This is a genomic window from Streptomyces odontotermitis (assembly GCF_050510915.1).
GTDB lineage: Bacteria > Actinomycetota > Actinomycetes > Streptomycetales > Streptomycetaceae > Streptomyces.
The window spans coordinates 209,174-231,529 of sequence record NZ_JBNJLS010000010.1 but is presented as its reverse complement, the minus strand read 5'-3'; the positions used below and the strand labels follow the sequence as shown (position 1 = coordinate 231,529).

Here is a 22,356-nt window from a genome sequence, read left to right as displayed (position 1 = left end):
GCGGTCGGCGGCTGTAGGCCGTGTATCCGCTGAGTACGCATACCCCGATACAAGGAGCCACAGGACATGGCCGACTCCAGTTTCGACATCGTCTCGAAGGTCGAGCGGCAGGAGGTCGACAACGCCCTCAACCAGACCGCGAAGGAGATCTCGCAGCGCTACGACTTCAAGGGCACGGGCGCTTCGATCTCGTGGTCCGGCGAGAAGATCCTGATGGAGGCGAGCGGCGAGGAGCGGGTCAAGGCGATTCTCGACGTCTTCCAGTCCAAGCTCGTCAAGCGGGGCATCTCGCTGAAGGCGCTGGACGCGGGCGAGCCCCAGATCTCCGGCAAGGAGTACAAGATCTTCGCCTCGATCGAGGAGGGCATCTCCCAGGAGAACGCGAAGAAGGTCGCCAAGATCATCCGTGATGAGGGCCCCAAGGGCGTCAAGGCGCAGGTCCAGGGCGAGGAGCTGCGTGTCAGCTCCAAGAGCCGCGACGACCTGCAGGCCGTGCAGGCGCTGCTCAAGGGGCAGGACTTCGACTTCGCGCTGCAGTTCGTGAACTACCGCTAGGCGCAGGCGAATCGCTCTCCAGAAGAGGCCGGTCCGCGATCGGCGTCTTCTGGAGAGGGCCGACAGACGTGGGGCGGGCACCCGGACCGGGTGCCCGCCCTTGCTGCTGGCTGCAGTTCTTGTGTCTACGGAGAGGTCAGCGACGGGAATTGCCGAAGAGGAGGCGGTAGGCGATCAGCAGAACCAGGGAGCCGCCGATCGCGGCCGCCCAGGTGGCTCCGTCGAAGAAGTCCTTGACTATGGGGCGGTCGAAATACCGGGCGGAGAGCCAGCCGCCGATGAAGGCGCCGGCGATGCCGATGACCGTCGTACCGACGAAACCGCCCGGGTCGCGGCCCGGCAGCAGGACCTTGGCGATGGCTCCGGCGATGAGGCCCAGAAGGATCCAGCTGAGGATGCCCATGCGGTGACCTGACCTTTCGTGCGCTGTTGTCGGGGAAGACGCCGCGCGGACGGGGCGCGGTTGCGGTGATCAGTAGGGTGCGGCGCATGACACAACCAGAGCTGCGACGGACGTTGGGGGTCGCTGATGCGGTCGTGGTCGGGCTCGGGGCGATGGTCGGGGCGGGCGTCTTCGCCGCTCTGGGGCCCGCGGCGGAGGCGGCGGGGCCGGGGCTGCTCGTCGGCCTCGGGATCGCCGCTGCGGTGGCGTACTGCAACGCCACGGCGTCCGCGCGGCTCGCCGCCAGGTACCCCGCGTCCGGCGGCACCTACGTGTACGGGCGGGAGCGGCTCGGGGAGTTCTGGGGATACCTCGCGGGCTGGGCCTTCGTCGTCGGGAAGACCGCCTCGTGCGCGGCGATGGCGCTGACCGTGGGGGCGTACGCCTGGCCGGGGCAGGCGCATGCGGTGGCGGCGGGGGCCGTGGTGGTGCTGACCGCCGTGACCTACGGAGGCGTGCAGAAGTCGGCGTGGCTCGCGCGCGTGATCGTGGCCGTGGTCCTCGCGGTGCTCGCGGCGGTCGTCGCCGTCTGTCTCGGTTCGGGAGCGGCGGAGGCCGGCCGGCTCGACGTGGACCTCTCCGGTGGGGCGGGCGGGGTGCTGCGGGCGGCGGGGCTGCTCTTCTTCGCGTTCGCCGGGTACGCGCGCGTGGCGACGCTCGGGGAGGAGGTGCGCGATCCGGCGCGGACGATTCCGCGGGCCGTCCGACTGGCCCTCGGGATCACGCTGTGCGTGTACACGGCCGTGGCGGTGGCCGCCCTGTCGGTGCTCGGTGCGGGCGGGCTCGCCGGGGCCACGGCGCCGCTGGCCGACGCGGTGCGGGCCGCGGGAGTGCCGGAGCTCGCGCCGGTGGTGCGGGCGGGGGCGGCGGTGGCTGCGCTCGGGTCGCTGCTCGCGCTGGTCCTCGGGGTGTCGCGGACGGTGCTCGCCATGGCGCGGGACCGGCATCTGCCGGGGGCGCTCGCGGCGGTGCATCCGCGGTTCCGGGTGCCGCACCGGGCGGAGCTCGTGGTGGGCGCGGTGGTGGCGGTGCTCGCGGCGACGGCGGACGTGCGGGGTGCGATCGGCTTCTCGTCGTTCGGGGTGCTGGTGTACTACGCCGTCGCCAACGCCTCGGCGTGGACGCTGAGTTCGTCGCCGCTCGCGCGCGTGGGGCCGCTGGTGGGGGGCCTGGGGTGTGTGGTCCTCGCCTTCGCGCTGCCGGTGGGGGCGGTGGTGGCGGGGAGCGCGGTGCTGGGAGCGGGGGCCGCCGTGTACGGGGTGCGGAAGTGGTTGTCCCGTGGGTAGTTGGGGCGCGCGGCCCGCTGGGCCCGGCCGACGGGGTCGGGACAGCCGGCGTCAGGCGAGCTCGACCTGGACGTGTGCCTCCGCGAGGAACGTGAGGATTTCCTCGAAGGTGTGCGGACGCTGGTCCACGCGCGGGGTAAGGCCCAGGCAGGACCGGGCGATGTGGGCGTCGTGCCAGACGAGGGTGAAGGGCGAGCGGGCGCCGAAGCCGCCGCGGAGGCAGTCGTTGACCGCGTCGAGGTTCCGGCCGTAGTAGCCCCCGGGCCCGTTCACCGCCTCGCTCAGCGCGCAGTAGAAGCCCGGTACGTCGGTGATGTGGCGGCCGTCCAGGTGGTACGTGGCTCCGGGGCCCGCGTCGGGGGTGTACCGCGCGCGGTTGACCAGGGCGGTGCCCATCCAGTGGTGGCGGCCCTCGGTGGTGAGCGGCGCCCACAGGTTGGGCTCGGTGGGGCGGCCGGGCCACCACGTGTCCCAGACCTGCCGGGCCACGGGCGGCGGACGGTCCGACCACGGGTCCAGGGAGAGGTCGACGAGGCCGCGCCCGCGCGCGGACGGGATCCACGCGATGAGCTCGCCCTCCGCGGCTTCCTCCAGCGTCTTACCGGACTCGTCGAGGCGGAGCAGCGCGGCGTGGCCGAGGGCCTCCTTGCCTGCGTCCAGGGCCGTGCGCAGGGCGCCTCGGGGTGCGCAGCCGAGGAGTCGTACCGGGGGCTCCTCCGGTGCGGCCGCCGCGGGGTCGCCGTCCCGTACGCGGGCCAAGTCCCGGCAGGGGCCCCACGGTTCGTCCGCGGGGCCGAGGAGCCGGTAGCCCGGGGACAGGGGCGGGCACTGCGGGTAGTCGGACTGCTCGTCCGCCTCGGACGCCTCGACGGCGAGGTCCAGGCGGGACAGGTCGCGGGCGCAGCGGCGGGCGCCGAGGACCCGTACGTCTTCCAGGTACCACTCCCCCACGCCCGTGTGTGCCTTGTCGAGGATCTCCAGGGCGAGGAAGCCGAGCGGGGCGGAGCCGTCGGCCAGCGCCGCCTCCACGGCAGCGGCCAGCTCTCCCTGCGGGATGCAGCCGAGGAGTTCGTAGCGGGCACGCGCGCGTGGCGGCGGGTCGGCGAAGAGGGCCTCGGCGTCCTCGCAGAGGGCCCAGATGTCGTCGTGCTGGAGGTCCTCGGCGTCGTACGCCGCGAGGGCGTACTTCGGGAGGTGCACTACCAGGCCGCGAACTGCTGGTCCGTGGGCACGATTTCGCGGCCCAGCGGCAGCAGCGAGACCGGGATGAGCTTGAAGTTGGCGACGCCCAGGGGGATGCCGATGATCGTGACGCAGAGCAGGAAGCCGGTGACGATGTGGCCGAGCGCGAGCCACCAGCCCGCGAGCAGCAGCCACAGGACGTTGCCGATGCAGGAGGGGGCGCCCGCGTCGCGGCGCTCAACTGTCGTGTAGCCGAAGGGCCAGAGGGCGTAACGGCCGATGCGGAAGCTCGCCAGGCCGAAGGGGATGCCGATGATCGTGATGCAGAGGATGACACCGGCCAGGAGGTAGCCGAGGAACATCCAGAAGCCGCAGAGGACGAGCCATATGACGTTGAGGATTGTCTTCACTGCTGACGACCTGCCATCCGCTCGAGCCGGGCGATCCGCTCCGCCATCGGCGGATGCGTCGAGAACATCTTGGACATGCCCTGGCCGGGCCGGAAGGGGTTGGCAATCATCATGTGGCTCGCCGTCTCGATCCGGGGCTCGGGCGGCAGCGGGAGCTGCTTCGTACCCGCGTCCAGCTTGCGCAGGGCGCTGGCCAAGGCTAGCGGGTCGCCGGTCAGTTGGGCTCCGGAGGCGTCCGCCTCGTACTCCCTGGAGCGGCTGATCGCGAGCTGGATGATCGAGGCGGCCAGCGGGCCGAGGAGCATGATCAGGAGCATTCCGAAGATGCCCGGTCCGTCGTTGTCGTTCGACCGGCCGACCGGGATCAGCCAGGCGAAGTTGACCAGGAACATGATCACGGAGGCGAGCGCTCCGGCGACCGACGAGATCAGGATGTCGCGGTTGTAGACGTGGCTGAGCTCGTGGCCGATGACGCCGCGCAGCTCGCGCTGGTCCAGGAGGCGGAGGATGCCGTCGGTGCAGCACACCGCCGCGTTACGGGGGTTGCGGCCCGTCGCGAACGCGTTCGGCGCTTCCGTGGGTGAGATGTACAGGCGGGGCATCGGCTGGCGGGCCTCGGTGGAGAGCTCGCGGACCATGCGGTACAGCTCGGGTGCCTCGAACTCGCTCACCGGGCGGGCGCGCATGGCGCGCAGGGCCAGCTTGTCGCTGTTCCAGTACGCGTACGCGTTGGTGCCGAGCGCCACGAGGACGGCGACGATCAAGCCCGTACGGCCGAAGAAACTGCCGATGACGATGATGAGAGCGGACAGTCCCCCGAGCAGTACGGCGGTCTTCAGCCCATTGTGCCGGCGGTGCACGGTGGCCCTCCTGATGGTGCGTGGGGGAACCCTCTGCTGACTGGTCTTCCACTGTTCAGTGGACCCTCCCGTACTGGTCAACGCCAGGCGAGGAGCGCTAGTTCCCTTGTGCGCGCAGGAGCGGTGTGGGCCTTACGGGTGACGGCCTCGGGCCGGTGTCCGGGGGCCGGTCGGGGGCGGCCGTCAGAACAGGCCGGTGTCCGCGAACCGCAGCACGAGCTGGGGCGCTCCGGAGAGGGCCACGGCGAGGACGGCGGTCAGGGAGATGGCCACGGTCAGCGGCGCCGGGACGCGGTGCTTCTGTGGCTCGCCCTCAGGGGCGCGGAACAGGAGCGCGGTCCACTGGAGGTAGTAGTAGAGCGCGATCACGACGTTGGCCGCCATGATCACCGCGAGCCAGCCGAGGCCCGCGTCGACGGCCGCAGAGAAGACCGTGACCTTCGCGAAGAGGCCGATGATGCCGGGCGGCAGGCCCGCGAGGCAGAGCAGGAAGAAGGCCAGGACGATGGCGGCGAGCGGGCTGCGCGCGTACAGGCCACGGTAGTCGCTGACGCGGTTCAGGCGCCGGCTGCGGCCCACGAGGGCGGCCACGGCGAAGGCGCCCAGGTTCACGGCGGCGTACATCAGGGCGTAGGCGACGGTGGAGCCGACCGCCTTCTGCGCGGCGGGGCCGTCGTCCGCGTACCCGGCGGACGCGATGGGCACCAGGAGGTAGCCCGCCTGGCCGACCGAGGACCAGGCAAGGAGGCGTACCGCGCTGTACGCGCGCGTGGACTGCTGCCGCAGCGCGGCCACGTTGCCGACCGTCATGGTGAGCGCCGCGAGCACGGCGAGGGCCGGGCCCCAGACGTCCGCGTACGACGGGAAGGCGACGACGGTGACGAGGATCAGGCCGGTGAAGCCGACCGCCTTGCCGACCACGGAGAGGTACGCCGCAACAGGGAGAGGCGCGCCTACGTAGGTGTCGGGCACCCAGAAGTGGAAGGGGACGGCCGCGACCTTGAAGGCGAAGCCGACCAGGGTGAGGACGACTCCGGTCTGGGCGAGGGTGTCGAGCTGCCCGTCGACGTGCTGGAGCTTGCCTGCGATCTCCGTGAGGTGCAGGGTGCCCGTCGCCGCGTACACGAAGCTGACGCCGAGGAGGGTCACGGCGGTCGCCGTCACGGAGGACAGGAAGAACTTGAGGGCCGCTTCCGAGGACCTCTTGTCGCCGCGCTTGATGCCGACCAGGGCGAACGCGGGCAGCGAGGCCACTTCGAGGGCGACGACGAGCGTGGCGAGGTCGCGGGAGGCGGGCAGGAGGGCGGCGCCCGCCGCGGAGGAGAGCAGCAGGAACCAGAACTCCCCTTCGGGGAGTTCCCGGTCCGCGCGCTTGGCGTCCTTGAGGGTGCTCATCGACAGCAGGGCCGCCAGCAGCGCCCCGCCCAGGACGAGGAGTTGGATGACCAGCGTGAAGCGGTCGGCGGTGTAGCTGCAGGCGTCCGCGCCGCCGCCGGTCAGGCAGAACGTGGAGCGGTCGTCGTCGAGGAGCGGCAGCAGGGCGAGCGCGGCGGCTGCCAGGCCCGCCACGGAGATCCAGCCGAGGAGCGGCTTGCGGTCCCCGGGCAGGAAGAGGTCGGCGACGAGCACGACGAGGCCCACGACCGCCGCGATGGTGGGCGGCGCGATCGCGAGCCAGTCGACGGACTGGACGAGGCTCGCGGCGCTCTCGGTGACGGCTGTCGATGCGGCCACGGTCACGACTTGCCTCCTGCGAGGAGCTGCTGCACGGCCGGGTCGGTGAGGCCGAGGAGAGCCGCGGGCCAGAGTCCGGCGAGGACGGTGAGGGCGACGAGCGGGGTCCAGGCGGCGAACTCGTAGCCGTGGACGTCGGCGAGGGCCTTGGGCGCGGGCTCGTCGCTCGCGGCCCGCGGCATCGGCCCCATGCAGACGCGGCGTACGACGACGAGCATGTACGCGGCGGTGAGCAGGGTGCCGAACGCGGCGATCGACATGAAGGTGAGGAAGGCCGGGCGGCTGAGGTCGTCGGCGGGCCGGAACGCGCCGAACAGGGCGAGCATCTCGCCCCAGAACCCGGCGAGGCCGGGAAGGCCGAGCGAGGCGACGGCGCCGAACGCGAGCAGGCCGCCCAGGCGCGGGGCCCTGCCGTACAGCGCGGCGCCGGACTCCTGCGCCAGGCTGTCGAGGTCGGTGGTGCCCGTGCGGTCCTTCAACGCGCCGACGAGGAAGAACAGCAGGCCGGTGATGAGGCCGTGGGCGATGTTGGCGAACAGCGCGCCGTTCACGCCGGTCGGGCTCATCGTCGAGATGCCGAGCAGCACGAAGCCCATGTGGCCGACGGACGAGTACGCGATGAGGCGCTTGAGATCGCCCTTCGCGCCCTGCTTGGCGAGCGCAAGGCAGGCGAGGGATCCGTAGATGATCCCGACGACCGCGAAGGCCGCGAGGTACGGCGCGAACTCCCGCATTCCGTCAGGCGCAACGGGGAGGATGATCCGGACGAATCCGTACGTACCCATCTTCAACAGCACGCCGGCCAGCAGGACCGAGCCGACGGTGGGCGCGGCGGTGTGGGCGTCCGGCAGCCAGCTGTGCAGCGGCCACATCGGCGTCTTGACCGCGAGCCCGATCCCGATCGCCAGAACGGCGATGACCTGCACGGACGTGGTCAGCCCCCGGCCGTTGTCAGTGGCGAGTGCCACCATGTCGAATGTGCCGGACTTGAGCCCGATGAGGAGCAGGCCCAGCAGCATCACGACGGAGCCGAGCAGCGTGTAGAGGATGAACTTCCAAGCCGCCTGGGTCCGTTGCTCACCGCCCCAGCGGGCGATGAGGAAGTACATCGGGATGAGGACCATCTCGAAGGCGAGGAAGAACAGCAGCAGATCGAGGACGGCGAAGGTCGCGAGGGTGCCGGACTCGAGGACGAGGATCAGCGCCACAAATGCCTTGGGGGACGGGCCCGTCGGCATCTTGAAGTAGGAGTACAGCGCGCAGAGGAAGGTCAGCAGCGCGGTCAGGACCAGGAGGGGGAGCGAGATGCCGTCGATGCCGAGGTGGATGCGCACGTCGAGTGCGGGGATCCAGCTGATATCGGTCGTGGCCTGCATCTTCGACGGATGGTCATGGTCGAAGCCCAGCGCGAGGACGATCGCGGCGAGCAGGATCACGCCGGTCACGGTCACGCCGTGGCGCAGCACGGCCTGCTCCGGCGACTTCCCCTTCAGCCCGGGCGGGGCGGGCAGGAAGGCCGCGGCGGCGCCGATGAGCGGGCCGGCCACGATCAACGCGAGAAGGAACTGCATCACGGATTCGCTGATATCGATCACGGCTGCTCACGCTCCGGCGGTGGCGACGAGGACGGCGGCGACAGCCAGGACGACGGCGCCCGCGAGCAGCGCGCTGAGGTAGGTCTGCACGTTGCCCGTCTGGGCGCGGCGCACCGCGGCGCCCAGCCAGCGGGGGGCGGCGCTCGCACCGCGTACGTAGGTCTCGACCACCTCGCGGTCGAGGAAGCGGACGAGGCTCGCCGCGGCCTGGACCGGGCGCACGAACAGGGCCGCGTAGACGGCGTCGAGGTGGAAGCCGACGGCCGCGTGCCGGTGCAGGGGGCCCAGCAGCAGACGGCCCGGGTCCGCCGGGTCGGGGGCGCTCGCCGGGTCGCCGTACTCGACGGTGTGCGTGGCGATGGCCTCGGCCTCGACGAGTCCGCCGTCGGCGTCCGGAAGGTCGGCGGCGACGGCACCCAGGGGGACGCGGGCGGCGAGGGCCGAGGTGTGCCGCCACGCGCCGTAGGTGACGAGGGCGCCGACCAGGGCGAAGCCCGTGCCGAGGACGGAGGTGGTCAGGGTCGGGGTGAGTTCGCGGCCGTCGAACCAGTCGGGAAGGACACCGACGGAGAGGCCGAAGGCGAGTGAGGGGATGGCGAGCACCCAGAGCACGGCGGTCATGGTGACGGGCTGCCTGCCGTGGTCGGGGGCCGCGGCTCCCTTGCCCCGGAAGGCGAGCAGCCACAGGCGGGTCGCGTAGGCGGCCGTGAGGAGGGCGGTGACCAGGGCGGCGACGAGGACGATCCAGCCCGCCGCGTGCGGGACGGACTCGGCGTGGCCGGTGGCGGCGTGCTCGGCGGACCCGAGCACCGCCTCCTTGGAGAAGAAGCCGCTGAACGGCGGGATCGCGGCGAGCGCGAGGAGCGCCACGCTCATCGTCCAGTAGGCGTCGGGCACGCGGTCGCGGAGGTCCTTCATGCGGGACATCGCGGCCAGGGAGTTGGTGCCCGCGGCGTGGATGATCACGCCCGCGGCGAGGAACAGGAGCGCCTTGAAGGCGCCGTGAGACAGGAGGTGGAAGACGGCGGCGCCGCGGTCGCCGACCGCGAGGGCGCCGGTCATGTAGCCGAGCTGGCCGATCGTCGAGTACGCAAGGACGCGCTTGATGTCGTCCTGGGCGAGCGCGGCGAGGGCCGAACCTGCCATGGTCACGGCGGCCATGACCGCGAGGACGATCAGCGCCGCCTGCGAGGCGGCGAAGACCGGGAGGAGCCGGGCGACGAAGTAGACACCGGCGGCGACCATCGTCGCGGCGTGGATCAGCGCGGAGACGGGCGTGGGGCCCGCCATCGCGTCGGGCAGCCAGGTGTGCAGCGGGAACTGCGCGGACTTGCCCGCCACTCCGGCGAGCAGGAGCAGGGCGATCAGCGTCGGGTGGTCGAGGCCGCCGTCCGCGACCGTCGCGAGGATCTTCGTGATGCGGAAGGAGCCCGCGTCCGTGGCGAGCGCGAACAGGCCGATCAGGAAGGGGACGTCGCCGAGCTTGGTGACCAGGAACGCCTTGAGCGAGGCGGCGCGGGCCTCCGGGGTCTCCCAGTAGTGGCCGACGAGGAAGTACGAGCAGATGCCCATGACTTCCCAGCCCACCAGGAGAACCATCAGGTCGCCCGAGTAGACGACGAGCAGCATCGCGGAGGTGAACAGGGAGACGAGAGCGGCGTACGAGGGGTAGCGCGGGTCGTCGCGCAGATAGCCCGTCGAGTAGATCTGCACACAGGAAGCGACCACGCCGACCAGGACGGCGACGAGGGCCGCGAAGCCGTCGATGTGCAGGGCGAGTTCGATGGGGACCGAGCCGGTCGGAGTGAGCTCGGTGGCGGCGTCGACGGACTGATCGCCGCCCTGGCGGACGGCCACGAGCACGGCGAGCACAAGGGCCGTGAGCGTGGGCAGGACGGCGAGGGGGCGGACGAGACCGGGGGCCCGGCGGCCGAGGAGCAGACCGGCGGCCGCGCCGAGGAACGGCAGGAGGGGGACGAGTACGGCGAGGGTGGTCGTGGTCACGCGGTGGCCTCAGCCTTCTGTGACGGCTCCGCGGGGGCGGGTTCGTCAGCGGCGGCGCCCTCGGCACCGTCGTCCGGGTCATCGGGGTCGTCGGGGCGTTCGGCGGTGTCGCGGAGGTCGTCGACGGCGGACGTGCCGCGGTTGCGGTAGACCGCCAGGACGATCGCGAGGCCGATGCCGATCTCGGCGGCTGCGATGGCGATCGTGAAGAGGGTCAGCGCCTGCCCGGCGTGCAGGGCGTCGCGCAGCCAGACGTCGAAGGCGACGAGGTTGAGGTTGACCGCGTTGAGCATGAGCTCGACGGACATCAGGACCAGGATCGCGTTGCGGCGGGCGAGCACGCCGTAGAGGCCGACGCAGAAGAGGAGGACGGCGAGGACCGCGGGATAGGCGAGGTGCATCAGTTGGTCTCCTCTCGATCCGAACGATCCGAACGATCCGCGCGGCCTGAACGGCCCGAAGCGGTGCGCCGGGCGGGGGCCTTTCCGTCGGTGCTCTCGTCGGCGTCCTTCTTGCGGGACAGGACGATCGCGCCGACCAGGGCCGCGAGGAGGAGGACCGAGAGCGCTTCGAAGGGCAGCACCCAGTGGCGGAACAGGATCGATCCGGTGACGTCGGTGGAGCCCTGCGGGGAGTCCACGTCGATCCACTGCGCGCGGAAGGCGTCGACGACCACCCAGACCAGGGCGGCCGCGGCGGCGACGGCCACCGCGAGCGCGACCGGCCGGTTGCCCGAATCGGCCTCCGGGGAGCGGCCGATGGGCGCCCTCGTGAGCATCAGACCGAACAGGAGGAGGACGACGACGGAGCCCACATAGATCAGGACCTGGACCCAGGCGATGAACTCGGCCGTGAGGAGCAGGTATTCGACGGCGAGCCCGCCGAGCGCCACGACCAGCCACAGCGCCGCGTGCACCAGCTGCTTGGTGGTGACGGTGATGACCGCAGCGCCGAGGGTGACGAGGCCGACGAGCAGGAAGGCGATCTCGACGCCGGTCGGGGAGAGGAAGCCCTGGGGGGCGGTGGCCGCGAGAGTCACGCGTCGCCCTCCGTTCCGGCAGCGGTCCCCGGGGACTCGGCCTCCTGGGCCGCGGCCGCCTGCGCGGCGGCGAGCTTGTCCGCCGCCTTGCGGGCCGCGGCGATCTCCTTCGGCTCCTCGGCGCTCGGGTCGAGGGCGGGCGGGGCCGGGACGGTCCACATCCACTCGCGGAGCTTGTCGCGCTCGTGGGTGAGTTCGTGGATGTCGGTCTCCGCGTACTCGAACTCCGGGGACCAGAACAGCGCGTCGAAAGGACAGACCTCGATGCAGATACCGCAGTACATGCAGAGCGAGAAGTCGATGGCGAAGCGGTCGAGGACGTTGCGGCTGCGCTCGCGGCCGCCCGGGGCGGCCGCCGGGAGCGTCTCCTTGTGCGAGTCGATGTAGATGCACCAGTCGGGGCACTCGCGGGCGCACAGCATGCAGACCGTGCAGTTCTCCTCGAACAGGCCGATGACGCCCCGGGTGCGGGGCGGGAGTTCGGGCTGGACGTCGGGGTACTGCTCGGTGACGGTCTTCTTCGTCATCGTGCGGAGCGTGACGGCCAGGCCCTTGGCCAGGCCGGAGCCGGGGAACGGAGCCACTAGTTGATCGCCACCTTCACGATGCCGGTGAGCGCGATCTGCGCGAGGGCGAGCGGGACGAGGAGGGTCCAGGAGAGCTTCTGGAGCTGGTCCTCGCGGAGACGGGGGTAGGTCACGCGCAGCCAGATGACCACGAAGGCGAGGACGGCCGTCTTCAGCAGGGTCCACAGCCAGCCGAGGCCGTCGGCGCCGCCGGGGCCGTGCCAGCCGCCCAGGAAAAGGACGGTGGTCAGGCCGCACAGGACCACGATCCCCGCGTACTCGGCGAGGAGGAAGAGCGCGAAGCGCAGGCCCGTGTACTCGGTGTAGGCGCCGAAGATGATCTCGGAGTCGGCGACCGGCATGTCGAAGGGCGGGCGCTGGAGTTCGGCGAGGCCCGCCACGAAGAAGACCAGGGCGCCGACGATCTGCCAGGGCAGCCACCACCACTCGAAGGCGTGGAGGATGCCGGGCAGGGAAACCGTTCCGGCGGCCATCGCGACCGAGGCGGCGGCCAGCAGCATGGGGAGTTCGTAGGCGAGGAGCTGGGCGGCGGTGCGCAGGCCGCCGAGGAGGGAGAACTTGTTGGCCGAGGCCCAGCCCGCCATGAGCGAGCCGAGGACGCCGACGCCCATGACGGCGAGGACGAAGAAGATGCCCGCGTCGACGAGCTGGCCGACGGCGCCGTCGCCGGGGCCGATCGGGATGGCGATCAGCACGAGGAGGTAGGGCAGCAGGGCGACGGCGGGGGCGAGTTGGAAGACACGGCGGTCGGCGTCGGCCGGGACGACGTCTTCCTTCTGCGCGAACTTCACGCCGTCGGCGACGAGTTGGGCCCAGCCGTGGAAGCCGCCCGCGTACATGGGGCCGAGGCGGCCCTGCATGTGGGCCATCACCTTGTGCTCGGTCTGGCCGATGACCAGGGGCAGCACGAGGAAGACGACGAAGACGGCGAGGAGCCGCAGGGTGACGTCGAGGGCGTCGGTCACTCCGTTCCTCCTGGATTGTCTTCTGACTCCGGCTTGGCTTCTGGCTCCGGCTTGGCTTCTGACGTCAGCTCGGCTTCTGGCTCCGGCTTGGCTTCTGGCTCCGGCTTGGCTTCTGCTTCTGCTTCTGCTTCTGACGCCTGTGATTCCGGCTTGGCTTCTGACGTCGGCCTGGCTTCCGGCTCCGCCGTCGGCGCCGAGTCGGGCTCCGGCTTGGGCTTCGGGTCGTCGAAGGCGGGCTTCGCGTGGTGCCAGGGGGCGTCCGGGCTGCCGGTCGCCGGGGGTTCCGGCCTCGTCGGGCGCTCCGGGGTCGTCGAGGGCTCCGGGGCCGTCGCCCGCTGGCTCGCCGAGCCCTGGCTCGCACTGCGTGCCCGGCGCGGAGGCTTCGCCTCGGTGGGCTCCGGCGCGCCCGTCGCGGGGGCGGCGGCCTGGCTCGCCGAGCCCTCGCCCGCCGTCCGGGTCCGCCGCGCAGGGCGCTCACCCGCGGCGCCCGCGCGGCCCGCGCCCCGCGCCGGTCGCGCCGGGGCAGGCGGGAGCTGGCCCTTGAGCGGGCCCCACTCGTTGGGGTCGGGCACGCCGGGGGGCAGCATCTGGCGGCGCTTGGGGGCGCCGTGCCCCGCGCCCTCGCCCGGCTCCTTCGCGCCCGGCCACGCCTTCGCGACGCGCGCCGCGAGCACGAAGTCCTTGCGCAGCGGGTGCCCCTCGAAGCCCTCGGGGAGCAGCAGCGGGACCAGGTGCGGGTGGTCCTCGAAGCGGACGCCGAACATCTCGTGGGTCTCGCGTTCGTGCCAGGCGGCGCCCGCGTAGACGTCGACGGCGGAGGCGAGGACCGGGGCCTCGTGCGGCACCGTCGTACGGACGAGGAGGCGGCGCACCGGGGCGAGGGCGACGACGTGGGCGCAGACGCGGAAGCCGGTGCCCGGTTCGTCGACGGCGCTCAGCCAGTCGAAGTAGGTGCAGTTCAGGGTCGTGCGCGCCGTCTCAAGTGCCGTGATCCAGGCGGACGCAGGCACGTCCACCGTCAGGACCTCGTACGACTCCTCGGCCGTCGCCTCGGCGCCGAAGAGCTCCTCCACGGGGCTCGGCAGCCAGCCGGTCATGCCTGTGCCTCCCCCGGCGTCGGCGGTTTCACCAGGTCGCTGCGGAGGGCGGCCGTCGAGGGCCGGCCCGAGCCGTTGGAGCCCCCGCCGTTGGAGCCGTACCGCTCCCCCAGCGACTCGCGGGCGATCTTCTCCTGGAGCTTGAGGATGCCCTGGAGCAGCGCCTCGGGCCGGGGCGGGCAGCCGGGCACGTACACGTCGACGGGGATGATCTGGTCGACGCCCTTGGTCACCGAGTACGAGTCCCAGTACGGGCCGCCGCAGTTGGAGCAGGCGCCGAAGGAGATGACGTACTTCGGCTCGGGCATCTGCTCGTACAGGCGCTTCACGGCGGGGGCCATCTTGTCCGTGACCGTGCCGGAGACCACCATCAGGTCGGCCTGGCGCGGCCCCGGCGCGAACGGGATCACGCCGAGCCGGATGAAGTCGTGGCGGGCCATCGACGCGGCGATGAACTCGATCGCGCAGCAGGCGAGGCCGAAGTTGAAGACCCAGAGCGAGTAGCGGCGGCCCCAGTTGAGGACCACCTTCATCGGCTCGGGCGCCAGCCGGGCGAGCGCGCCCAGCCGCTTCGGCTCGGGCAGCAGGACGGGCACAGGGTCCGGGATCGCCGGGTTCACCGCGTTCTGGTTCTCCGGGGTCACGTCCACGTGAGGACGCCCTTCTTGTATGCGTACAGCAGTCCCACGGCCAGGAAGCCGAGGAAGATGAACATCTCCACGAGCGTCGTCGCGCCGTAGCCGGGCGCGGCGAACACGGTCGCCCAGGGGAAGAGGAAGATCGAGTCCACGGCGAAGATCACGTACAGGAACGCGTAGACGTAGTACCGGACCTGGGTGTGCGCCCAGCCCTCGCCGACGGGGTCGACGCCGCACTCGTACGTGAGGAGCTTCTCCGGGGTCGGCACGACGGGGCGCAGCAGCCGTCCCGCGCCGAACGCGACGCCGACGAAGAGGACGCCCACGAGCGCGAGCAGCCCGACGACGGAGTACGACTGGTAGTAGCTCGCGGCGAGGTGCGACACATGATCGTGCGTCATGTGGTCGTGCGCCGGTGCGTGCACGTCGGCCCTCACTCCCCTGCTTCCACACGGATGTTTCCCTGCGGACCCGCTTCGACGATCTGTACGGACGGGAGTCTAGGCCCTGCTAAAGGTTCGGTAAGCAGAGCGTCAGGCATCTGTCACGGCCATCCCGCCACCGGGTCGGGGAGCGTACCGGGAGGAACCCGGGGCGGAGAGGGGGGGGGTTATCCCCCGTACGCCCCGGCAGCGCACCTCATGGCGTCGCGGCGCGCGGCCGGGCACGCTTGCGCGTATGACCGCGAGCACTTCGACCTCCTCCGCCGCCGCAGCCGCGTCCGCGGGCGCGTCCGCGGGCGCGTCCACGTCCGCCGACGGGCCGCCGCCCGCCCGGTTCGCGTACGGCGGGCACACCTGGCGGGAGATCGCCCATCTGCTGGTGAACCTGCCGATGGGCGTCATCGGCTTCGTCTACGCCGTCACCGTGGTGTTCACGGGCGGCATGCTGTCGGTGACGGTCATCGGCCTGCCGCTGCTCGCCCTCGGCCTTGCCGGCGCGCGGTGGTACGGGCGGATGGAGCGGGCCCGCGCCCGGAAGCTGCTCGGGCTGCACGTCGACGAGCCGAGCCCGCTGCCCGCCGCGCGGCGCAGGGGCGGATTCTTCGGCTGGCTGTGGACCGGGCTCAAGGACCCGGTGGGCTGGCGCACCATGCTGTACGCGGTCATGCGGCTGCCCTGGGGCGTGGTCACCTTCGCGGTCACCGCGGTGGGGCTGTTCGTGCTGTGGCCGGTGCTGCCGTTCGTGGTGCGCGGGCTGACCAACGTGGACCGGGCGATGGTGCGCGGACTGCTGTCCCCGTCCGACGAGTTGGAGCGGCGCATCGCGGAGCTGGAGTCGGACCGGGGCGTCGTCGTGGACACGGCCGCCGCCGACCTGCGCCGCATCGAGCGCGATCTGCACGACGGCGCGCAGGCCCGCCTGGTGGCGCTCGCCATGGGACTCGGCCTCGCCAAGGAGAAGCTCCTGGAGGACCCGGACGCCGCCGCCGAGATGGTCGGCGAGGCGCACGGCGAGGTGAAGCTCGCCCTCCAGGAACTGCGCGACCTGGCCCGCGGCATCCACCCCGCCGTCCTCACCGACCGCGGCCTGAACGCGGCGCTGTCCGCGGTGGCCTCGCGGTGCACCGTGCCGGTGAAGGTGACGGCCGAACTGCCCGAGCGGCCCGCGGAGGCCATCGAGGGCATCGCCTACTTCACGGTCTCCGAGCTCCTCCAGAACGTCAGCAAGCACAGCGGCGCCCGCTCGGCGAGCGTCGACGTGTGGCGGTCCGACCGGCGGCTCCTGATCCAGGTGTGGGACGACGGGCGCGGCGGCGCCACCCTCGACGGCGGCACCGGCATGGCGGGCCTCGCGGACCGGCTCGGCGCGGTCGACGGGCTCTTCGTCATCGAGTCGCCGCAGGGCGGGCCGACGACGATCACGGCTGAACTGCCGTGGCGGGACCGGAAGTCGGCTCCCTAAGGAAGTACCCGTAGAGGGTGCCCGTAAGGAAGTACCCGTAAGGAAGTGCCCGTAGAGGGTGTCCGTAAGGAAGTGCCCGTAGGGGGTGAGTGGGTCCCCTGTGTGATCCCTGCCCATCGTCGAAGCTCGCCAAAGGTAGGGAAAACCCCCGGGCCAAGACGCCGACGTGCTCCATGGCAGCGATGCTCCGGGGCGCGGATTCTGGAGGCACAACTTCTGGAGACACGACGCACGGGGCGGACGCGGTCGCCGTTCGGGACAGCGCATGGCCCGGACGCAGCCGCCTCCCGGAGCAGCAACGGAGCAGAAACGGATGACGCCGATGGTCACGGAGTACGGACAGGGGCAGGGGTACGCGCCGGAGCGGCGGCATCGGGTGCCCTCCGGGCTGCGGGCGCCGCTCGCGGCCCGTACTTGGCGGGAGCTCGGCTATGTGGTGCTCTCGCTGCCGATCGGCATCTGCGCGTTCGCGTTCGCGGTGTCGGTGATGTCGCTCGGCGTCGGGCTCCTGATCACGTTCATCGGCATCCCCGTGCTCGCGTTCGGCCTCTTCGCCTGCCGGGGCTTCGGCGCCCTGGAGCGGCAGCGGGCCCGCGCCCTGCTCGGCCTCGAGGTGGATGCGCCGGAGCCGCTGCGGACCCGGGGCGGCGGGGCGTTCGCGTGGATGGGGGCGATGCTCAAGAGCGGTGCCTCCTGGCGGCATCTGCTGTACGCGCTGATCCACATGCCGTGGGCGCTCTTCTCGTTCGCGGTGGGGGTGGGCTTCTGGTCGTACGGCTGGGCGATGCTGACGTATCCGCTGTGGTTCTGGGTCTTCCCGATGTACGCGGGCCAGGGCGGGCTGCAGATCTACGGCGACGACCAGCACCGCATCTACCTCGACAACCCCTTCGAGATCGGCCTCGTCGCGCTGGTCGGCCTGCTGGTGACGCTCGCCACGCCGTGGATCCTCCGGGCCCTGACCACCGTCGACCGGCTGCTGGTGTTCGGGCTGCTCGGGCCGTCGCGGCTGGCGTCCCGCGTGGTGGAGCTGGAGTCGGACCGGGGCGTCGTCGTGGACACGGCCGCCGCCGACCTGCGCCGCATCGAGCGCGATCTGCACGACGGCGCGCAGGCCCGGCTCGTCACCCTCGCCATGGACCTCGGCCTGGCCAAGGAGAAGCTGACCGAGGACCCGGAGGCCGCCGCGCGCATGGTCGACGAGGCGCACGGCGAGGTGAAGGTGGCCCTGCAGGAGCTGCGCGACCTGGCCCGGGGCATCCACCCCGCCGTCCTCACCGACCGCGGCCTGAACGCGGCGCTCTCGGCGCTCGCCGCCCGCTGCACGGTGCCGGTGCAGGTCGAGGTGGACCTGCCGTCCCGCCCGGCGGCGGCCATCGAGGGCATCGCCTACTTCACGGTCTCCGAGCTCTTGCAGAACATCAGCAAGCACAGCCGGGCCACGCAGGCCGGCGTCGAGGTGTGGCAGGTCGAGAACCGGCTGATGCTCCAGGTCTGGGACAACGGTCAGGGCGGCGCCGACGCGAGCGCCGGGTCCGGTCTCGCGGGGCTCGCCGGGCGGCTGGACGCGGTCGACGGGATCCTCGTGGTCGAGTCGCCGCAGGGCGGGCCGACCACGGTCACGGCCGAGCTGCCCTGGCGCGGCTGAGCGGAACAGTTCGGAAAGCGGCCGAGCGGAACAGTCAGAAGGCCAGTAGGCGGCTGAGCGGAACAGCCGGAAAGCCAGTAGGCGGCTGAGCGGAACAGTCGGAAAGCCAGTAGGCGGTTGAGCGGAGCAGTCAGAAGGCGGCTCTGAGCGGAGCAGTCGGAAAGCAGTCGCGGGCGGCCCGGGGAGCACCCCGGCGTCCCGCATGAGGGCGGGCCCGCCGAAGGCATGGCGCGGCCCGCCCTCATGTGCCGTATCCGGGCTCCGTCCCGCGCCCCTCGGATGCGGGACACCGCTGGTGCAAGGGCACCGAAGCCTGTCGTATCCCCGTCGCTCGGGCGCGTGCGGCTCGCGATGCTGGGATGCTGGATGCTGTTGCACCGGGGCGGGGACAGGGCTGGGGGGCCAAGAACATCGTGGAGGACAAGGTGCGGGTGGTCATCGCCGAGGATTCAGTGCTGCTCAGGGAGGGCCTGACCCGGTTGCTGACCGACCGCGGCCATGACGTGGTCGCGGGTGTGGGTGACGCGGAAGCACTGATCAAGACGGTCACCGAGCTCGGGGAGCAGGGCGCGCTCCCGGACGTGGTGGTGGCCGATGTGCGGATGCCGCCGACGCACACCGACGAGGGGGTGCGGGCCGCGGTCCAGCTGCGCCAGCGCCACCCCGGTCTCGGTGTGCTGGTCCTGTCGCAGTACGTGGAGGAGCAGTACGCGACCGAGCTGCTCGCCGGGTCGAGCCGCGGCGTCGGCTATCTCCTGAAGGACCGGGTGGCCGAGGTCCGCGAGTTCGTGGACGCGGTGGTCCGGGTGGCGGAGGGCGGCACGGCGCTCGACCCGGAGGTGGTGGCCCAGCTCCTGGGGCGCAGCCGCAAACAGGACGTTCTCGCGGGGCTCACTCCGCGTGAGCGGGAGGTCCTCGGTCTGATGGCCGAGGGGCGCACGAACTCGGCGATCGCCCGTCAGCTCGTGGTGAGCGACGGGGCCGTCGAGAAGCACGTCAGCAACATCTTCCTGAAGCTCGGCCTGTCCCAGAGTGACGGGGATCACCGGCGCGTGCTCGCCGTCCTCACCTACCTCAACTCCTAGCAACCTGACACCCTGTCAGATACCGCACCGGCCACAGCACCAGTCACGGAACCGCGCGCAGCAGTACACGCAGCACCACTCCTAGAACACAGTCCTAGAACCAATGGATGAGCGAGGAGCGTCTTTCCATGAAGGGCGAGGGGCGGGTCAGACCATGACGAATCAGGGCATCGCGACGTCTCAAAGTAGCGTCCAGGATGCGAGAGGCCCGAGGAAGGCAACCCTCACCGACGTAGGGTGGGCCTTGCGAGGGCCGGTCGTCCCGTCCTTCCAGCTCAGCCGCCTCGAGGGAGGTCCAGTTCAGTGACCAGCCAGGTCAGTAGCCCAGCCGAGCAGGCCGACGGGGCTGTCGTCGGAGAGCAACGCAAGCCTGCGGGCGAGAAGGACGTACGCCGTCTCGACCGGGTGATCATCAGGTTCGCGGGGGACTCTGGTGACGGTATGCAGCTCACGGGCGACCGTTTCACCTCGGAGACGGCGTCGTTCGGCAACGACCTCTCGACGCTGCCGAACTTCCCGGCCGAGATCCGTGCCCCTGCCGGCACCCTGCCGGGTGTCTCCTCGTTCCAGCTGCACTTCGCCGACCACGACATCCTCACTCCGGGCGACGCCCCGAACGTGCTGGTGGCGATGAACCCGGCCGCGCTGAAGGCGAACATCGCCGATGTGCCGCGCGGCGCGGAGGTGATCGTCAACACGGACGAGTTCACCAAGCGGGCGATGCAGAAGGTCGGCTATGACGTCTCTCCGCTGGAGGACGGCTCGCTGGACGGCTACAACGTCCATCCGGTGCCGCTGACCACGCTGACGGTCGAGGCGCTCAAGGAGTTCGACCTGTCCCGCAAGGACGCCGGGCGCTCCAAGAACATGTTCGCGCTGGGTCTGCTGTCGTGGATGTACCACCGGCCGACCGAGGGCACGGAGAAGTTCCTGAAGGCGAAGTTCGCGAAGAAGCCGCAGATCGCGGCGGCGAACATCGCGGCGTTCCACGCCGGCTGGAACTTCGGTGAGACCACCGAGGACTTCGCGGTCTCCTACGAGGTCGCCCCGGCCGCCACCGCCTTCCCGACGGGCACGTACCGCAACATCTCGGGGAACCTGGCGCTGTCGTACGGGCTGATCGCGGCCGGGCGGCAGGCGGATCTGCCGCTGTACCTGGGCTCGTACCCGATCACCCCGGCCTCCGACATCCTGCACGAGCTGTCCAAGCACAAGAACTTCGGTGTGCGGACCTTCCAGGCCGAGGACGAGATCGCGGGCATCGGTGCCGCGCTGGGTGCGGCCTTCGGCGGCTCGCTGGCCGTGACCACCACGTCCGGTCCGGGCGTGGCGCTGAAGTCGGAGACGATCGGCCTCGCGGTCTCGCTCGAACTGCCGCTGCTGATCGTGGACATCCAGCGCGGCGGGCCCTCGACCGGCCTGCCGACCAAGACGGAGCAGGCCGACCTGCTGCAGGCGATGTACGGGCGCAACGGCGAGGCGCCGGTGCCGATCGTCGCGCCCAAGACCCCGGCGGACTGCTTCGACGCGGCCCTGGAGGCGGCGCGGATCGCGGTCACCTACCGCACCCCGGTCTTCCTGCTCTCGGACGGCTACCTTGCCAACGGCTCGGAGCCGTGGCGGATCCCCGAGGTGGACGAACTGCCGGACCTGCGGGTGCAGTTCGCCTCCGGCCCGAACCACACGCAGGATGACGGCACCGAGGTGTTCTGGCCCTACAAGCGCGACCCGCAGACCCTCGCGCGGCCGTGGGCGGTGCCGGGCACACCGGGCCTGGAGCACCGGATCGGCGGCATCGAGAAGCAGGACGGCACGGGCAACATCTCCTACGACCCGGCCAACCACGACTTCATGGTCCGCACCCGGCAGGCCAAGATCGACGGCATCGAGGTGCCCGACATCGAGGTCGACGACCCGAACGGGCAGGCCAACACCCTGGTCCTGGGCTGGGGTTCGACGTACGGGCCCATCACCGCCGCCGTGCGCCGGCTGCGCGCGGCCGGGGAGAACATCGCGCAGGCCCATCTGCGCCACCTCAACCCCTTCCCGCGGAATCTCGGCGAGGCCCTGAAGCGTTACGACAAGGTGGTGATCCCCGAGATGAACCTCGGTCAGCTCGCCACCCTCATCCGGGCGAAGTACCTGGTGGACGCCCACAGTTACAACCAGGTCAACGGCATGCCGTTCAAGGCTGAGCAGCTCGCCACGGCTCTCAAGGAGGCCATCGATGGCTGACACGACGACCACGGAAGGTACCGGGGGCACGACCGAGACGCTTCTCTCGCTCGTCCCCAAGGCCGAGGCCAAGCAGTCCATGAAGGACTTCAAGTCCGACCAGGAAGTGCGCTGGTGCCCCGGCTGCGGTGACTACGCGATCCTCGCCGCCGTGCAGGGCTTCATGCCCGAGCTCGGCCTGGCGAAGGAGAACATCGTCTTCGTCTCCGGCATCGGCTGCTCCTCCCGCTTCCCGTACTACATGAACACGTACGGGATGCACTCCATCCACGGCCGCGCCCCGGCCATCGCCACCGGACTCGCCTCCTCCCGGCGGGACTTGAGCGTGTGGGTGGTCACCGGTGACGGCGACGCGCTGTCCATCGGCGGCAACCACCTCATCCACGCCCTGCGCCGCAACGTGAACCTGAAGATCCTGCTGTTCAACAACCGGATCTACGGGCTCACCAAGGGCCAGTACAGCCCCACCTCGGAAGTCGGCAAGATCACCAAGTCGACGCCGATGGGTTCCCTGGACGCCCCCTTCAACCCGGTCTCCCTGGCCATCGGGGCCGAGGCGTCCTTCGTCGCCCGGACCGTGGACTCCGACCGCCAGCACCTCACCTCGGTGCTGCGCCAGGCCGCCGACCACCAGGGCACCGCGCTGGTGGAGATCTACCAGAACTGCAACATCTTCAACGACGGCGCCTTCGAGGTCCTCAAGGACAAGCAGCAGGCCGAGGAGGCCGTGATCCGCCTGGAGCACGGCAAGCCGATCGTCTTCGGCACCGATGAATCCAAGGGCGTCGTACGGGACTCGGTCACCGGGGACCTCAAGGTCGTCGCGGTCACCGAGGACAACAAGGCGCAGATCCTCGTCCACGACGCGCACGCCGCGTCCCCGACGACGGCCTTCGCGCTCTCCCGCCTCGCCGACCCCGACACCCTGCACCACACCCCCATCGGCGTCTTCCGCTCCACCGACCGGCCGGTCTACGACACGCTCATGTCCGACCAGCTCGACACCGCCATCGAGCAGAACGGCAAGGGAGACCTCGCCGCCCTGCTCGCCGGCGGCGACACCTGGACCGTCGTCGGCTGACACCGATC

21 protein-coding genes are annotated in these 22,356 nt (G+C 71.2%); 7 read left to right on the top strand and 14 right to left on the bottom strand.

The features are described 5' to 3' along the window. Positions 1 to 66 precede the first annotated feature (66 nt). Positions 67 to 555: a YajQ family cyclic di-GMP-binding protein gene (locus ACQB60_RS26925; RefSeq protein WP_496928702.1), complete on the top strand. Its 489-nt coding sequence runs from the start codon at positions 67 to 69 to the stop codon at positions 553 to 555. A gap of 136 nt (positions 556 to 691) precedes the next feature. Here the strand turns inward: ACQB60_RS26925 and ACQB60_RS26920 are convergent, their stop codons facing one another. Continuing rightward, positions 692 to 958, bottom strand: coding sequence for a GlsB/YeaQ/YmgE family stress response membrane protein (locus tag ACQB60_RS26920; RefSeq protein WP_384829829.1), 267 nt, complete (start codon positions 956 to 958; stop codon positions 692 to 694). A gap of 86 nt (positions 959 to 1,044) precedes the next feature. Here ACQB60_RS26920 and ACQB60_RS26915 point away from each other — a divergent pair, with 86 nt between their 5' ends. After that, a complete protein-coding gene (locus tag ACQB60_RS26915) occupies positions 1,045 to 2,283 on the top strand; it encodes an APC family permease (RefSeq protein ID WP_496928701.1) in 1,239 nt (412 codons plus the stop codon). Between the two features lie 51 nt (positions 2,284 to 2,334). Here ACQB60_RS26915 and ACQB60_RS26910 read toward each other — a convergent pair whose 3' ends face one another. The 13 genes from ACQB60_RS26910 to ACQB60_RS26850 form a co-directional block, all read right to left on the bottom strand. Continuing rightward, on the bottom strand, positions 2,335 to 3,483 hold the full coding sequence (locus ACQB60_RS26910; protein ID WP_496928700.1) for a barstar family protein: 1,149 nt from the start codon (positions 3,481 to 3,483) through the stop codon (positions 2,335 to 2,337). Continuing rightward, complete coding sequence (locus tag ACQB60_RS26905) at positions 3,483 to 3,875, bottom strand: YccF domain-containing protein (RefSeq protein WP_496928699.1); 393 nt, start codon at positions 3,873 to 3,875, stop codon at positions 3,483 to 3,485. The genes ACQB60_RS26910 and ACQB60_RS26905 overlap by 1 nt, the downstream gene beginning before the upstream one ends. After that, positions 3,872 to 4,735, bottom strand: a complete 864-nt coding sequence (gene htpX / locus ACQB60_RS26900; protein ID WP_384829817.1) for a zinc metalloprotease HtpX — start codon at positions 4,733 to 4,735, stop codon at positions 3,872 to 3,874. Before htpX ends, ACQB60_RS26905 begins: the two co-directional genes overlap by 4 nt. A gap of 183 nt (positions 4,736 to 4,918) precedes the next feature. Further along, positions 4,919 to 6,475: an NADH-quinone oxidoreductase subunit N gene (locus ACQB60_RS26895; protein WP_496928698.1), complete on the bottom strand. Its 1,557-nt coding sequence runs from the start codon at positions 6,473 to 6,475 to the stop codon at positions 4,919 to 4,921. Beyond that, the gene (locus ACQB60_RS26890) at positions 6,472 to 8,064 is read right to left on the bottom strand and encodes an NADH-quinone oxidoreductase subunit M (RefSeq protein ID WP_496928697.1); all 1,593 of its coding nucleotides are present in this window, start codon (positions 8,062 to 8,064) and stop codon (positions 6,472 to 6,474) included. Before ACQB60_RS26890 ends, ACQB60_RS26895 begins: the two co-directional genes overlap by 4 nt. Positions 8,065 to 8,070: 6 nt before the next feature. Beyond that, positions 8,071 to 10,068 carry an NADH-quinone oxidoreductase subunit 5 family protein gene (locus ACQB60_RS26885; RefSeq protein ID WP_496928696.1) on the bottom strand — a complete coding sequence of 666 codons (1,998 nt, stop codon included), beginning with the start codon at positions 10,066 to 10,068 and terminating at the stop codon, positions 8,071 to 8,073. Beyond that, positions 10,065 to 10,469 (bottom strand): NADH-quinone oxidoreductase subunit NuoK, encoded by a 405-nt coding sequence (gene nuoK, locus ACQB60_RS26880; RefSeq protein WP_384829806.1) that lies wholly within the window; start codon positions 10,467 to 10,469, stop codon positions 10,065 to 10,067. The genes ACQB60_RS26885 and nuoK overlap by 4 nt, the downstream gene beginning before the upstream one ends. Next, positions 10,469 to 11,107 (bottom strand): NADH-quinone oxidoreductase subunit J family protein, encoded by a 639-nt coding sequence (locus ACQB60_RS26875; protein WP_496928695.1) that lies wholly within the window; start codon positions 11,105 to 11,107, stop codon positions 10,469 to 10,471. Before ACQB60_RS26875 ends, nuoK begins: the two co-directional genes overlap by 1 nt. Next, the gene (locus ACQB60_RS26870; RefSeq protein ID WP_496928694.1) at positions 11,104 to 11,691 is read right to left on the bottom strand and encodes a NuoI/complex I 23 kDa subunit family protein; all 588 of its coding nucleotides are present in this window, start codon (positions 11,689 to 11,691) and stop codon (positions 11,104 to 11,106) included. The genes ACQB60_RS26875 and ACQB60_RS26870 overlap by 4 nt, the downstream gene beginning before the upstream one ends. Continuing rightward, on the bottom strand, positions 11,691 to 12,659 hold the full coding sequence (locus ACQB60_RS26865; RefSeq protein WP_384829796.1) for a complex I subunit 1/NuoH family protein: 969 nt from the start codon (positions 12,657 to 12,659) through the stop codon (positions 11,691 to 11,693). The genes ACQB60_RS26870 and ACQB60_RS26865 overlap by 1 nt, the downstream gene beginning before the upstream one ends. Next, entirely contained in the window at positions 12,656 to 13,756 is a 1,101-nt protein-coding gene (locus ACQB60_RS26860; RefSeq protein WP_496928693.1) for an NADH-quinone oxidoreductase subunit C, read from the bottom strand. The genes ACQB60_RS26865 and ACQB60_RS26860 overlap by 4 nt, the downstream gene beginning before the upstream one ends. Then, positions 13,753 to 14,406 carry an NADH-quinone oxidoreductase subunit B gene (locus tag ACQB60_RS26855; protein WP_496928692.1) on the bottom strand — a complete coding sequence of 218 codons (654 nt, stop codon included), beginning with the start codon at positions 14,404 to 14,406 and terminating at the stop codon, positions 13,753 to 13,755. The genes ACQB60_RS26860 and ACQB60_RS26855 overlap by 4 nt, the downstream gene beginning before the upstream one ends. Beyond that, on the bottom strand, positions 14,397 to 14,795 hold the full coding sequence (locus ACQB60_RS26850; protein ID WP_384830149.1) for an NADH-quinone oxidoreductase subunit A: 399 nt from the start codon (positions 14,793 to 14,795) through the stop codon (positions 14,397 to 14,399). Before ACQB60_RS26850 ends, ACQB60_RS26855 begins: the two co-directional genes overlap by 10 nt. A gap of 277 nt (positions 14,796 to 15,072) precedes the next feature. Between ACQB60_RS26850 and ACQB60_RS26845 the strand changes: the two genes are divergently transcribed. The 5 genes from ACQB60_RS26845 to ACQB60_RS26825 all read left to right on the top strand — a co-directional run bounded on the left by ACQB60_RS26845 (position 15,073) and on the right by ACQB60_RS26825 (position 22,348). Continuing rightward, a complete protein-coding gene (locus tag ACQB60_RS26845; RefSeq protein WP_496928691.1) occupies positions 15,073 to 16,299 on the top strand; it encodes a sensor histidine kinase in 1,227 nt (408 codons plus the stop codon). Between the two features lie 322 nt (positions 16,300 to 16,621). Beyond that, positions 16,622 to 17,947, top strand: coding sequence for a sensor histidine kinase (locus tag ACQB60_RS26840; protein ID WP_496928736.1), 1,326 nt, complete (start codon positions 16,622 to 16,624; stop codon positions 17,945 to 17,947). 425 nt (positions 17,948 to 18,372) lie between these two features. Then, entirely contained in the window at positions 18,373 to 19,032 is a 660-nt protein-coding gene (locus tag ACQB60_RS26835; RefSeq protein ID WP_496928735.1) for a LuxR C-terminal-related transcriptional regulator, read from the top strand. A gap of 303 nt (positions 19,033 to 19,335) precedes the next feature. After that, complete coding sequence (locus ACQB60_RS26830) at positions 19,336 to 21,267, top strand: 2-oxoacid:acceptor oxidoreductase subunit alpha (protein WP_496928690.1); 1,932 nt, start codon at positions 19,336 to 19,338, stop codon at positions 21,265 to 21,267. Beyond that, on the top strand, positions 21,260 to 22,348 hold the full coding sequence (locus ACQB60_RS26825) for a 2-oxoacid:ferredoxin oxidoreductase subunit beta (protein WP_496928689.1): 1,089 nt from the start codon (positions 21,260 to 21,262) through the stop codon (positions 22,346 to 22,348). Before ACQB60_RS26830 ends, ACQB60_RS26825 begins: the two co-directional genes overlap by 8 nt. Positions 22,349 to 22,356: the final 8 nt, after the last annotated feature.